This window comes from Streptomyces sp. NPDC006335, from assembly GCF_040612795.1.
GTDB lineage: Bacteria > Actinomycetota > Actinomycetes > Streptomycetales > Streptomycetaceae > Streptomyces.
Genome location: NZ_JBEXQX010000024.1, coordinates 110893 through 124210 on the forward strand (window position 1 = coordinate 110893; position 13318 = coordinate 124210).

Below are 13318 nucleotides of genomic sequence, written 5' to 3' on the forward strand. Positions count from 1 at the left end.
GTCTGGGCGGTCACTTCTTCGCCGGCGTGATGTTGCCGACGGTGATGCCCTTGGGGTTCAGGTGCGAGATGTGGCCGCTCTCGGTGCCGGCCGAGGGGTCGATCACGCAGTCGATGAGCGCCGGGCCGCCGGAGGCGAGGGCCTCGGTGAGGGCGGCGGTAACCTCGGCGGGCGTGGTGGCCCGGTAGCCCTTGCCGCCGAACGCCTCGATCAGCAGGTCGTGACGGGCGGCCGACATGAGGGTCGTCGGCGAGGGGGCGTCGTCGTACGGGTTGGTGTCGTCGCCGCGGTAGACACCGCCGTTGTTCATGATCACGGTGACGACGGGCAGCTTGTAGCGGCAGATCGTCTCGATCTCGATGCCGCTGAACCCGAAGGCGCTGTCGCCCTCGACGGCCACGACCGGCGCGCCGCTCTCGACGGCCGCGGCGATGGCGTAGCCCATGCCGATCCCCATGACACCCCAGGTCCCGCTGTCGAGGCGGTGGCGCGGGACGTGCATGTCGATGACGTTGCGCGCGATGTCCAGGGCGTTGGCGCCCTCGTTGACGAGGTACGTCTCCGGGTGCTGGTGCACGACGTCGCGCACGGCTTTCAGGGCGCCCATGAACTGCATGGGGTGCGGGTCGGCCTTCAGCCGCTCGGCCATCTTGGCGACGTTCTGCGCCGAGCGCGCCCCGAGTTCCTCGCGCCAGGCCGAAGGGGCCTGGATCTGGCCGGGTTTGGTGCGTTCGGCGAGCGCGTCGAGCACCGACTCGATGTCACCGACTAGCGGCGCGGCGATGGGCTGGTTGCTGTCCATCTCCTTGGGGTCGATGTCGATCTGGACGAACTTGGCGTCGGGGTTCCACCCCGTCTGGCCGTGGCCCAGAAGCCAGTTGAGGCGCGCGCCGATCAGCATGACGACGTCGGCCTTCTTCAGGGCCAGGGAACGGGCGGTGGCGGCCGACTGCGGGTGGTTGTCGGGCAGCAGGCCCTTGGCCATCGACATCGGTACGTAGGGGATGCCGGTCGACTCCACGAACTGCCGTACCTTGTCGTCCGCCTGGGCGTACGCGGCGCCCTTGCCGAGCACGATCAGCGGGCGCTCGGCGCAGGCCAGCAGCTCGATCGCGCGGTCCACGGCCTCCGGCGCCGGGAGCTGGCGCGGCGCGGGGTCGACGAGACGGCTCAGCGTCCGGTCCCCCTCCGCCTTGGGCATGATGGCGCCGAGCACCGCGGCGGGGATGTCGAGGTAGACACCGCCGGGGCGCCCGGAGATCGCGGTGCGCAGGGCCCGGGCGATGCCGCGGCCGATGTCCTCCACGCGGCTGACCCGGTAGGCGGCCTTCACGAAGGGCTGCGCGGCGGCGAGTTGGTCCATCTCCTCGTAGTCGCCCTGCTTGAGGTCGACGAGGTGACGTTCGCTGGAGCCGGAGATCTGGACCATGGGGAAGCAGTTGGTGGTCGCGTTCGCGAGGGCGACCAGGCCGTTGAGGAAACCGGGGGCCGAGACCGTGAGGGCCACGCCGGGCTTCTTGTTGAGGTAGCCGGCGATGGCGGCCGCGTGTCCGGCGTTGCTCTCGTGGCGGAAGCCGATGTAGCGGATGCCCTGCGCCTGGGCGAGACGGGCCAGGTCGGTGATCGGGATGCCGACCACCCCGTAGATGGTGTCGACGTCGTTCATCCTGAGCGCGTCGACGACCAGGTGGTACCCGTCGGTGAGCTCGGTCGGAACGTCGGCTGCTGCCGCGGTCTCCAGGGGCGAGGGAGCGGTCATGGTCCGAGGTCCTCCTTGGGCAGGTCCTGCCGGAGCGGCTACTCCTCTCACCATCGGCAGCGCGCTCGCCCGCGTCCAAGACCCATCGGCGACCAGCCGATAAACGGCGTCTATCGAGGCCTGGTCACAGGCCCGGCAACTCCCTTGATAGACGCTTGCTATCGGCCGTTCGCCAGCGGGTATTGGACGTCCCCCGGGTGCCACCGCACGCTCGCAGAGGATGTTCCGTTCGGATCTGTGCGAGGGGGTGGGGTCATGGCCGTTCCGGCCGCGGCATCCGTGCGTGACGCGAACCGGTACCGGCCCGCGGAGGTCTCGGGCCTCGTCGACCTCCTCGACCGCCAGGTACGTGAACGCCCCGACGCCCGGGCCCTGGTGGTGACCGGTGAGCGGCTACCGCTGTCGTACGGGGTCCTCTTGGCCCTGGCCGACGACGTGGCCGTCCGGCTCCGCGCGGCGGGGCTGGACCGTGGAGACGCGGTCGGCCTCATCTGCGCCAACACGGCGGAGTTCGTCGTCGGGTTGCTCGGTGCGGCGCGGGCCGGCCTGGTCACGGCTCCCCTGGATCCCGCGCTGCCCGGGACACAACTGTCCGCGCGGCTCGTGGCGTTGGGGGCGCGGGCGGTCCTCCTAGACGCGTCGGCCTCCGGTGCGGACGCGCTCCCGGTGCCCGCGTGGCCGCTGCGCGTGGACGTCTCGCGGGCGGGGACGGCTGCGGTGGAGTTCGAACCCGGTGTCTGCGAGACGGTCCAAGTCCGAGGCGGCGCAGGCGAGTTGTCCGAGCGGGACGCACTCGTGCTGTTCACCGCCGGCACCACCGCCCGGGCGAAGATGGTTCCACTGACCCATGCCAACGTGGCCGCATCCGTCCGGAACATCTGCGCCACCTACGAGTTGGGTCCCGGTGACGCCACGGTGGCGGTGATGCCGTTCTTCCACGGCCACGGGCTGTTCGCGGCTCTGTTGTCCTCACTGGCCAGCGGGGGCTGTGTGCTGCTGCCCGAGCGGGGGCGGTTCTCGGCGGGCACGTTCTGGGACGACATGCGGGCCGTGGACGCCACGTGGTTCACGGCGGTGCCGGCCATCCACGAGATCCTTCTGGACCGGTCGGAGCGGGAGTACCCGGGACCGCAGGCCCCGCCGTTGAAGTTCGTCCGCAGTTGCAGCGCGCCCCTCAACACGGCGACTCAGCGGGCCCTGGAGCGGACGTTCGGCGCGCCGCTGCTGTCCGCGTACGGGATGACGGAGTCCTCGCACCAGGCGACCAGCGAACCGCTGCCGCAGCGGGGAGCGCTCCGGCAGGGGTCGGTGGGCCGACCCACGGGCGTCGAGGTGCGGGTCGTGGACCGGGGCGGGCGTTCCTGCCCGGCGGGTGTGGAGGGCGAGGTGTGGGTGCAGGGGCCCACGGTCGCCCGGGGTTATCTCTCCGACGGCGAGGAGTCGGCGCGGACCTTCGTCGACGGGTGGCTGCACACCGGTGATCTGGGCGCGCTGGACGAGGACGGGTACCTGACCCTGACCGGACGGATCAAGAACCTCATCAACCGGGGCGGGGAGAAGATCTCACCCGAACATGTCGAGGACATCCTCGCCGGGTGCCCCGGGGTCGCGGAGGCGGCCGTGTTCGCGGTCCCCGACACGGTGTACGGGCAGCGGGTCGGGGCCGCCGTGGTGCTCCGCGAGGGCGACGCCGTCGACCGCGAGGAGATCCTCCGCTACTGCCACGACCACCTGGCCCCCTTCGAGATCCCGGACCGACTCGAACTGGTCCCCGCCCTGCCGTACACCGCGAAGGGGGGCCTGGACCGGAAGGCGGTACAGGCGCGGTACGCGCCCTGACAAAGCGCGGTGCGGCCGTCGCCTGCGCCCACTTCGCGCCGCTCGCGTCGGCCGGTTCAGCGCACCCGGTGGTCGGGCGGCAAGGGGCGGGCGAAGAAGTCGTCCAGGGACAGGCCGGTCGCCGCGTTGACGAAGGCGCGGGCGGCGACCGAGCCGGGGGTGGCCGCGTGGATGGCCACCGAGACCTGGGCGCCGGCCTCGGGGTCGACCAGGGGCAGTGCTCGGGTCCGGCCGACCACCGGCATCGCGCGCAGCCACGTGTGCGGCACGATGCTCGCCCAGCCACCGCCGCCGACGTGCGCGTAAAGGGAGGCGATGGAGTCCGTCTCGACCTGCGGGGTGACCACGTATCCCTTCTCCGCGAACACGGTGTCGACGATCTGCCGGATCCGCATGTCGGGTGTGAGCAGGGCGAGCGGCAACTGGGCGGCGTCCGCCCAGGACACGGTGGCGGACTGGGCCACGAGCTGGTCGTCGGAGACCAGCAGCATGTATCTCTCCTGGTAGAGGGGGACGACCTGGAGGCCTTCCTGGTCGTCCGGGTCGAAGTGGGCGATCGCCACGTCGAGTTCGTAGTCGCGGAGCTGGCGGTGGAGCTCCTTGGTCGACAGCCTTGAGCGGACCTGGACCTTGGCCAGCGGGTGCGCCGCGCAGAAGGCGGCCACGGGCAGGGCGAGGGTCGTGGACGCGGTGGGGTCGGTGCCGAGGCGGAGGGTGCCGGTGATGCCGGACTGCACGGCGGCCACCTCGGCCTTGAAGGCGTCCTGTTCGGCGAGGATCCGCTTGGCCCACACGACGAGCCGCTCGCCTTCGGGGGTGAGGCCCTGGTAGTTGTGGCCGCGGTTGATCAGCGTGACGTTCAGCTCGCGTTCCAGCTTGGCGATCGCCGCCGAGAGCGCGGGCTGGGAGACATAGCAGGACTCCGCCGCCCGGGCGAAATGCCGTTCCCTCGCCACCGCCACGAAGTACTCGAGCTGCCGGAACAGCATGAGCGGCTCCTCCCTGCCCCTGGGATCCACTGGCTCCATACTGTATGCAGTCCGGGATGATGTACAGGGAGGAGACCGAACAGGTCAGCGCAGGAGTTTCACCGCAGCCACCACGAGGGGGTCCAGGCCGTCCGCTCCGGCGTCGGCGAAGTCGTAGAGGCGAGAGCGCATGCGGGGGTCCCAGAACCTCCCGATGTGCCCCGCGATGGCCTGCGCGGCCTCCTCCCCCGGCAGATGGCCGAGGTTCCTGGCGATGTCGTTGGCCATGCGGCACTCCGCCGGCACAGTCGCTGTCATCTCAGTCCACCGCCGTCACGAGGTCGTTCCCGGCGGCTTCGGCCTCGCTCGACCGGTCCGGGCGGGCGAGCGCCACCTGTACGGCGGTCACCTTGTACTCGGGGCAGTTGGTCGCCCAGTCGGAGTTCTCGGTGGTGACCACGTTGGCGCCGGTGACGGGGTGGTGGAACGTGGTGTACACGACCCCGGTCGGCATGCGGTCGGAGATCTCGGCGCGCAGGGTGGTCTGGCCGACACGGCTGGCCAGGGTGACCATGTCGCCGTGGTTGATGCCGCGCACCTCGGCGTCGTGCGGGTGCAGCTCCAGGACGTCCTCCGGGTGCCAGGCGACGTTGCCGGTACGGCGGGTCTGAGCGCCGACGTTGTACTGGCTGAGGATGCGGCCCGTGGTGAGGACCAGCGGGAAGCGCCGGGTGCTGCGTTCGTTGGTCGGCACGTAGGAGGTGACGACGAACTTGCCCTTGCCGCGCACGAATTCGTCCACGTGCATGATGGGCGTGCCCTCGGGCGCCTCCTCGTTGCACGGCCACTGAACGCTGCCGAGCTTGTCGAGGAGCTCGAAGGACACCCCGGTGAACGTGGGGGTGACCGAGGCGATCTCGTCCATGATCTGGCCGGGATGGTCGTAGGACATCGCGTAGCCCATGGCCGTGGCGATCTCAGTGACGATCTGCCACTCGTGCTTGCCCGTCTTGGGCTTCATCACCGAGCGGACCCGGTTGATGCGGCGTTCGGCGTTGGTGAACGTGCCGTCCTTCTCCAGGAAGGACGCGCCCGGCAGGAAGACGTGCGCGAACTTGGCCGTCTCGTTGAGGAACAGGTCCTGCACGACGACGAGTTCCATCGCTTCGAGGGCGGCGGTGACGTGCTTGAGGTTGGGGTCGGACTGGGCGATGTCCTCGCCGTGCACGAACAGGCCTCGGAAGGTGCCGTCGATGGCCGCGTCGAACATGTTGGGGATGCGAAGTCCCGGCTCGGCGAGGAGGGTTCCGCCCCAGAGGTTCTCGAAGACGGTGCGGACCGCGTCGTCGGAGACGTGCCGGTAGCCGGGGAGTTCGTGCGGGAAGGAGCCCATGTCGCAGGAGCCCTGCACGTTGTTCTGGCCGCGCAGCGGGTTCACGCCGACGCCGTCGCGGCCGATGTTGCCGCACGCCATCGCGAGGTTGGCCATTCCCATGACCATCGTGGAGCCCTGGCTGTGCTCGGTGACGCCGAGGCCGTAGTAGATGGCGCCGTTGGGTGCCTCGGCGTACAGCCGTGCTGCGGCCCGGAGTTCGGCGGCCGGTACGCCGGTGATCTCCTCGACGGCCTCCGGGCTGTTCTCCGGCCGGGCGATGAACTCGGCCCAGTCGTCGAAGCCTTCGCACCGCTGGTCCACGAAGGACCGGTCGACCAGATCCTCGGTGACGACCACGTGGGCCATGGCGTTGACGACGGCGACGTTGGTGCTGGGCCGCAGCTGGAGGTGGTGCTGGGCCTCGATGTGCGGGGAGCGCACGAGGTCGATGCGGCGGGGGTCGACCACGATCAACTTGGCGCCCTCGCGCAGCCGTCGCTTCATCCGTGAGGCGAACACCGGGTGCCCGTCGGTGGGGTTGGCGCCGATCACCATGATGACGTCGGCCTCGGCGACCGAGCGGAAGTCCTGGGTGCCGGCGGACTCGCCGAAGGTCTGCTTGAGGCCGTAGCCCGTCGGGGAGTGGCAGACGCGGGCGCAGGTGTCGACGTTGTTGTTGCCGAAGGCCGCGCGGACCATCTTCTGGACCACGTAGACCTCTTCGTTGGTGCAGCGCGAGGAGGTGATGGCGCCGATCGCGCCGGCGCCGTGGCGGTCCTGGATGTCGCGCATGCGGCGGGCGACCGTGCCGATCGCCTCGTCCCAGTCGACCTCGCGCCAGGGGTCGGTAATCCGGTCGCGGACCATCGGCTTGAGTTGGCGGTCGGGGTGGGTGGCGTAGCCGAAGGCGAAGCGGCCCTTCACACAGGAGTGGCCCTCGTTGGCGCCGCCGTCCTTGTACGGCACCATGCGCACGAGTTCGTCGCCGCGCAGTTCGGCCTTGAAGGAGCAGCCGACTCCGCAGTACGCGCAGGTGGTCACAACTGACCGTGTGGGCATGCCGAGTTCGACGACCGAGCGTTCCTGGAGCGTGGAGGTCGGGCAGGCCTGGACGCAGGCTCCGCAGGAGACGCACTCGGAGTCCATGAAGGACTCCCCCGCGCCCGCCGCGACCTTGGAGTCGAAGCCGCGGCCCTCGATGGTGAGGGCGAAGGTGCCCTGGACCTCGCCGCAGGCGCGGACGCAGCGGGAGCAGGCGATGCACTTGGACGGGTCGAAGTCGAAGTAGGGGTTGGAGGTGTCCTTCTCGGCGTCGAGGTGATTCTCGCCCTCGTAGCCGTAGCGGACCTGCCTGAGGCCCACCACCCCTGCCATGTCCTGGAGTTCGCAGTCCCCGTTGGCGGGGCAGGTGAGGCAGTCCAGGGGGTGGTCGGAGATGTACAGCTCCATGACGCCCTGGCGGAGCTTCTCCACCTTGGGCGTCTGGGTGCTCACCTTCATGCCGTCGGCGCACGGGGTGGTGCAGGAGGCGGGGGTGCCGCGCCGGCCGTCGATCTCGACCACGCACAGACGGCAGGAGCCGAACGCCTCCAGGCTGTCGGTGGCGCACAACTTGGGTATGTCGACGCCCGCTTGGGCCGCCGCGCGCATCACCGAGGTGCCCTCGGGGACGGTCACCGGCAGACCGTCCACCTCCACGGACACCGTGGCCGGGCCCGGCCGTTCCGGGGTGCCGAAGTCGGGTTCCTTGAGGAGTGTCATGCCGTGCCCTCCGTCTTGGGGCCAGTCGCCTGTACGGGCTGGATGTCCAGGAGTCGACGGCCGCCGAGGAAGTCGTCGGGGAAGTGGGTCAGGGCGCTGCGCACGGGCAGCGGGGTCAGCCCGCCCATCGCGCACAGCGAGCCCTCGGTCATCAGGTCGCAGAGGTCTTCGAGCAGGGCGAGGTTCTCGTCCCGGTGGGTGCCGGCGACGATCTTGTCGATCACCTCGACTCCGCGTACCGCGCCGACCCGGCACGGGGTGCACTTGCCGCAGGACTCCTCGGCGCAGAACTCCATGGCGAAGCGGGCCTGGGCGGCCATGTCCACGCTGTCGTCGAACACGACCACGCCTCCGTGGCCGACCATCGCTCCGGCGGCCGCGAACGCCTCGTAGTCCATGGGCAGGTCGAACATCGACTCCGGCAGGTACGCGCCGAGGGGGCCGCCGACCTGTGCGGCGCGCACCGGACGTCCGGAGTGGGTGCCGCCGCCGTACTCCTCGATGAGTTCGCGCAGGGTGATGCCGAAGGCGGTCTCCACGATGCCGCCGTGGGCGATGTTGCCGCCGAGCTGGAAGACCTGGGTGCCGCGGGAGCGTTCGACGCCGAGTTGCTCGTACGCCTTCGCGCCCTCGGCCATCACGACGGGCACGGTGGCCAGGGTGAGGACGTTGTTCACCACGGTCGGCTTGCCGAACAGGCCTTCGATCGCGGGGATCGGCGGTTTCGCGCGGACCATGCCGCGCTTGCCCTCCAGGCTCTCCAGCATGGAGGTCTCCTCGCCGCAGATGTACGCGCCGGCGCCGACGCGGACGTGCAGGTCGAAGTGGAGGGCGGAGCCGAGGATGTTCCTGCCGAGCCAGCCGTGCTCGCGGGCGATCCCGATCGCCCGGCGCATCGTGGCCACGGCGTCCGGGTACTCCGAACGGATGTAGAGGTAGCCCTCGCTCGCTCCGACCGCGTGGGCGGCGATGGTCATGCCCTCGATGAGCATGAACGGGTCGCCCTCCATGACCATGCGGTCGGCGAAGGTCCCGCTGTCGCCCTCGTCGGCGTTGCAGCAGACGAACTTGAGCTCGTCGGCGCACTCCAGCACGGTCTTCCACTTGATGCCGGCCGGGAATCCGGCGCCGCCGCGGCCGCGCAGCCCGGACGCGGTGACCTCGGCGACCACGTCGGCGGGGGCGAGCTCCAGGGCGGCGCGCAGTCCGGCCAGGCCGCCGTGTGCCTCGTAGTCCTCGGCGGACAGGGGGTCGGTCACGCCGATCCGGGCGAAGGTGACGCGGTTCTGGCTCGCCAGCCAGGGCAGTTCGTCGACGACACCGAGCCGCAGCGGATGGTCCGCGCCGTCGAGCATCCCGGCGGCGAGGAGTCCGTCGATGTCCTCGGGGGCCACCGGGCCATAGCCGACGCGTCCTTGTGGTGTCACCACCTCGACGAGGGGCTCCAGCCACAGCATGCCGCGCGATCCGTTGCGTACGACGTCGATGGCGAAGTCGCCGCGGTCCGCCGCGTGTTGGAGGGCCTGGGCGACCTCGTCGGCGCCGACGGACCTGGCCGCGGAGTCGCGGGGGACGTAGACGGTGGCTGTGGAGTGGGATGCGTTGTTGTGGGATGCGTTGTTCATGAGGAGACCGTCCCGTTGAGGAGGGAGCCCAGCCGGGCGGGGCCGACTCGTCCGTGGAGCCGTCCGTTCACCTCGACGGCGGGCCCCAGCGCGCAGTTGCCGAGGCAGAAGACCTGCTCGACGGTGACCGAGCCGTCCGCCGTGGTCTCCCCCAGCGGCAGTCCGGACTCGCGTGCGTAGCTCACCAGTTGGTCGGCGCCCAGGGCCTGGCAGGCCTCGGCGCGGCAGATGCGCACGGTGGTGCGGCCCGCGGGCTCGCGACGGAAGTCGTGGTAGAAGGTCACGACTCCGTGGACGTCCGCCCGGGAGAGGTTGAGCTCCTCGGCGAGCACCGGCACGGCCTCCTGCGGCACATGTCCCAACTCGGCCTGGACGGCGTGCAGTACGGGCAGCAGCGCACCGCGCTCACCCCGGTGCCGGGCCACCGCCCTCCGGACCACGCTCTCGACCGTCACGTCACTCCCGCTGGTCGTCATGATCGCTTCGCCTTCCGTCACGCGGGTCCCCGGCGAGGGGTGCAGGAGACTCGGACAATACTCCATACAGGCTTCTGTATACACAACCCTGCCGTAAGGGCGGGAGGGTTGACCGCGGGCGGCTGTCCCATCTCGGGGCGGGAGAGCGCGCCACGCCATGTTGCATACCAAAACCTGTATGCTGACGCGGCCGTCGGCAACCCTCCGCACGGCCCCCACTCGGCACAGCAGCCGCCCGGCGACACCGGCGGCAGAACGGGACAACCATGCGCGAGGCACTCACGGCCGCAGCGTCCCGGCGCGTCACCCGCCCGGCACCGCTGCGCCAGGCCGTGTACGACGCCCTGACCGAGCTGATCGTCAACGGCTCCCTCAAGCCCGGCCAGCATCTGGTCGAGGCCGAGCTCGCCGAACACCTCGGCGTCAGCCGCCAGCCGGTGCGCGAGGCCCTCCAGCGGCTCCAGACCGCCGGCTGGGTCGATCTGCGGCCCGCCCAGGGAGCCTTCGTCCACTCCCCCACCGAGGAGGAGGCCGCCCAACTCCTCGGCGTCCGGGCGGTCCTGGAGACCTACTCGGCCCAGCTCGCCGCCAAGAACGCGAAGCCCGAGGACATCGCGCGTCTCGACGAGCTCCAGTTGGAGGGCATCGCCGCTCTCGCCGACGGCGACGTCGAACGGCTGGTCTCCGCCAACACCGCGCTGCACGACTTCATCACCGCCGTCGCCGACAACGCCGTGCTGGCCGGACTGATCGCCCAGGTGGGCCAGAAGGTCCGCTGGTACTACACGCCCATCGCCAAGCCCCGAGGCAAGGAGGCCTGGAACGAGCACACCCAGCTCATCCGGGCCATCGCCAAGGGCGACGCCGACTTGGCGGGCGAGGTCATGCGCAAGCACACGGAGCGGACGACCGACTTCTACCGCAGGCAGATCGCGGCCAGGGCGAACGAGGACTGACGTCTTCGCGGGCACGGTTCAGGACGCGGCGAGGGAGCCGGCGGGACGACGGGTACCCCCGGGTCCGAGGGCGGGGTCGAGGACCGGTGTGCGGCGGGCCCCGGCGGCGGCCCGCAGTTCGAGCAGCCACGGCAGGACCGTGCGCAGCACGATGTCGAGCCCGCCGCCGTCCGCGCCGAGCATCGCCTCCGCGGGCACCCGCACCGGGTCGGCGAACACCGTGGACGTGGCGCTGCCGCGAGGGCCGCAGGCGCCGGGCCGCGCCGGGACGAACAGGTCCGGGGCGTGTGCCGGGACCGCCCAGAGCGTCAGTCCGTCGGGGGCGGCGAGGGGCCGGGAGGACCAGACGTAGAGGTCGGCCTCCCCGGCCGCGACAACCCGCTGCTTGCGGGCCCGCAGGGCCACCACCTCACCGGAACGGGTGGCCACGGAGCGCGGCACGAGAAGCTGGGTCTGCGCCGTCGGGCCGTCCGGCGCGCCCTCCTCCTCGGACTCCGCGAGGGCGAGACTGGCGAGATGGCGTCCGGCGGCGATCTCGGCGCGCAGCCAGGGGCCACCGTGCGCCTCGACCACGGCGACGGCCGTGTAGTGGGACTGGAGCACGGCCGCCGTCGCCGGGCAGAGGCGCGCGGTGCGCGCGACCACGTCGGCGGCTTCCGGCAACCCCCCTCCCCCGCCGCCGAACTCGGTGGAGACCGTGAGTCCCAGGAGTCCCGCGCGGCCGAGGGCCGTCACGGCACCGCGCGGGAACCGGCCCTGGACGGCCGTCGCTTCGGCGACGGGTCCGACGACGCCGGTCAGGACTTCGGAGAGAGCGGTGCGGTACGACACGGGGCGACCCCCTCAGGCGTGGCTGATGTTCCACTGCCGAACGATGATTGCATACAGTATTCTGCATGTGAAGGTGACCGCGCCAGGGGTCAAGCCGGGCAGTTTTCGGATTCGGCGCTGTGCGAGACAGGGCACGGTGCGCGAAGTGGCGATGGACGGACGGCTCGACCCACCAGTCGAACGAGGGAGACAGGGCCCATGCCCGACACACCCACCGTGACAACCCGTGGCCCGATCAGCAGGCCCACCCCGCTGCGCCAGGCGGTCTACGAGGCCCTCACCGAACTGATCATCAACGGCTCGCTCACCCCCGGCCAGCACCTCGTCGAGGCCGAGCTGGCGGAGAGCCTCGGGGTGAGCCGGCAGCCGATCCGTGAGGCGCTGCAGCGGCTCCAGACCGCCGGCTGGGTCGATCTGCGCCCCTCCCAGGGGGCGTTCGTCCACTCCCCCACCACCGAGGAGTGCGCCCAACTCCTCAGCGTGCGGGCCCTGCTGGAGACGCATTCCGCGCGCGGCGCCGCCCAGCACGCCACTCCCCGCGACGTCGCCCGGCTGTGGGAACTCCAGCAGACCGGTCTGACCGCCCTCGCGGAAGGGGACGCCCGTGCCATCGTGGAGGCGAACGCCGCCCTCCACGGCCACATCACCCTGCTGTCCCGCAACGCGGTCCTGGCCGAGCTCATCCCCCAGGTCGACCTGCGGGTGCGCTGGTACTACATGCCCATCGCCAAGCCCCGCGGCAAGGACGCCTGGAACGAACACGCGAGGATCATCGAGGCCATCGGCGAGGGCGCCCCCGACCGCGCCGAGGAGCTGATGCGCCGGCACACCCGCAACACCACCGACTTCTACTGCCGGCAGATCGCCGCGGTGGCCGGCCGGGACGACTGACCCCGGCCGACCACCACGCCCCCCTCCAACGGACCCGGGCGGCTCAGGAGTTCGGTGCGATCTCCCGCAGCAGCCCTGTCGTGACGTCGAAGACGAAGCCGCGCACGTCGTCCGTGTGCGGCAGGAACGGCGAGGTGCGCACCCGCTGGATGGACTGCCGTACGTCCTGGTCGATGTCGCGGAAGGCCTCCACCGCCCAGGCGGGGCGCTGGCCGACCTCCAGCTCCAGTTCGTGCCGGAAGTCCTCGGTCAGGGTCTGCAGACCGCAGCCGGTGTGGTGGATGAGCGCCACGCTGCGGGTGCCGAGGGCGCGCTGACTGATCGTCAGGGAGCGGATCGTGTCGTCGGTGACGACACCCCCGGCGTTGCGGATGGTGTGGCAGTCGCCGAGGTGCAGGCCGAGTGCGGCGTGCAGGTCGAGGCGGGCGTCCATGCAGGCCACGACGGCCACGCGCAGGACGGGTCGGGCACCCATGCCGGGGTCGGTGAAGCCGGCAGCGTAGGCGCGGTTGGCCTCCACGAGCCGGTCGGTGACCGTCGCGGTGCGGGGTACGGAAGTCGACATGTGGGGCTACCTCACTCCGGTCGAGTCGGTCAGATGACGCCCTGCTCCTTGAGCTGCGGCAACTCGGCCCGGGAGAGCCCGAGTTCATGGACGTAGATGTCCTCGTTGTGTTGGCCGAGGAGGGGTGGGGTGGTGATGGTGGTGGGTGAGTCGGAGAGTTTGAGGGGGTTGCCGACCGTGGTGAAGGTGCCGCGTTCGGGATGCCCGACCTCGACGATCATGTCGTTCGCCGCGAGTGAGGCGTCTTCGATGATCTCTTTGGGGGACAGGAT

The 13318-nt window shown here is 70.8% G+C and carries 12 protein-coding genes; 3 read left to right on the plus strand and 9 right to left on the minus strand.

The window, feature by feature from the left end; all coding sequences use genetic code 11:
• Window positions 1–10: 10 nt before the first annotated feature.
• Window positions 11–1759, minus strand: a complete 1749-nt coding sequence (gene oxc / locus ABZ098_RS40360) for an oxalyl-CoA decarboxylase (protein ID WP_356599203.1) — start codon at window positions 1757–1759, stop codon at window positions 11–13.
• 255 nt (window positions 1760–2014) lie between these two features.
• On the opposite strand from oxc, the gene ABZ098_RS40365 reads away from it, so the two are divergent.
• Entirely contained in the window at window positions 2015–3598 is a 1584-nt protein-coding gene (locus ABZ098_RS40365; RefSeq protein ID WP_356599205.1) for a FadD7 family fatty acid--CoA ligase, read from the plus strand.
• 56 nt (window positions 3599–3654) lie between these two features.
• Here ABZ098_RS40365 and ABZ098_RS40370 read toward each other — a convergent pair whose 3' ends face one another.
• The 5 genes from ABZ098_RS40370 to ABZ098_RS40390 form a co-directional block, all read right to left on the minus strand.
• Complete coding sequence (locus ABZ098_RS40370; protein ID WP_356599207.1) at window positions 3655–4587, minus strand: LysR family transcriptional regulator; 933 nt, start codon at window positions 4585–4587, stop codon at window positions 3655–3657.
• A gap of 84 nt (window positions 4588–4671) precedes the next feature.
• A complete protein-coding gene (locus ABZ098_RS40375) occupies window positions 4672–4854 on the minus strand; it encodes a formate dehydrogenase subunit delta (protein WP_356599209.1) in 183 nt (60 codons plus the stop codon).
• 31 nt (window positions 4855–4885) lie between these two features.
• Entirely contained in the window at window positions 4886–7702 is a 2817-nt protein-coding gene (fdhF, locus tag ABZ098_RS40380; RefSeq protein WP_356599211.1) for a formate dehydrogenase subunit alpha, read from the minus strand.
• Entirely contained in the window at window positions 7699–9327 is a 1629-nt protein-coding gene (locus ABZ098_RS40385) for an NADH-quinone oxidoreductase subunit NuoF (protein WP_356599213.1), read from the minus strand. Before ABZ098_RS40385 ends, fdhF begins: the two co-directional genes overlap by 4 nt.
• Window positions 9324–9803 carry a formate dehydrogenase subunit gamma gene (locus ABZ098_RS40390; protein WP_356599215.1) on the minus strand — a complete coding sequence of 160 codons (480 nt, stop codon included), beginning with the start codon at window positions 9801–9803 and terminating at the stop codon, window positions 9324–9326. The genes ABZ098_RS40385 and ABZ098_RS40390 overlap by 4 nt, the downstream gene beginning before the upstream one ends.
• Window positions 9804–10069: 266 nt before the next feature.
• Between ABZ098_RS40390 and ABZ098_RS40395 the strand changes: the two genes are divergently transcribed.
• On the plus strand, window positions 10070–10759 hold the full coding sequence (locus tag ABZ098_RS40395) for a GntR family transcriptional regulator (protein WP_356599217.1): 690 nt from the start codon (window positions 10070–10072) through the stop codon (window positions 10757–10759).
• Between the two features lie 18 nt (window positions 10760–10777).
• Here ABZ098_RS40395 and ABZ098_RS40400 read toward each other — a convergent pair whose 3' ends face one another.
• The gene (locus ABZ098_RS40400; RefSeq protein WP_356599219.1) at window positions 10778–11590 is read right to left on the minus strand and encodes an acyl-CoA dehydrogenase family protein; all 813 of its coding nucleotides are present in this window, start codon (window positions 11588–11590) and stop codon (window positions 10778–10780) included.
• A 198-nt stretch (window positions 11591–11788) separates the two neighbouring features.
• On the opposite strand from ABZ098_RS40400, the gene ABZ098_RS40405 reads away from it, so the two are divergent.
• The gene (locus tag ABZ098_RS40405; protein WP_356599221.1) at window positions 11789–12481 is read left to right on the plus strand and encodes a GntR family transcriptional regulator; all 693 of its coding nucleotides are present in this window, start codon (window positions 11789–11791) and stop codon (window positions 12479–12481) included.
• A 43-nt stretch (window positions 12482–12524) separates the two neighbouring features.
• Here ABZ098_RS40405 and ABZ098_RS40410 read toward each other — a convergent pair whose 3' ends face one another.
• Together ABZ098_RS40410 and ABZ098_RS40415 are read right to left on the minus strand one after the other, a co-directional pair.
• Window positions 12525–13046, minus strand: coding sequence for a carbonic anhydrase (locus tag ABZ098_RS40410; RefSeq protein WP_356599223.1), 522 nt, complete (start codon window positions 13044–13046; stop codon window positions 12525–12527).
• Window positions 13047–13075: 29 nt separating this feature from the next.
• A partial coding sequence (locus tag ABZ098_RS40415; protein ID WP_356599225.1) for a CoA transferase occupies window positions 13076–13318 on the minus strand: 243 nt, incomplete at its 5' end.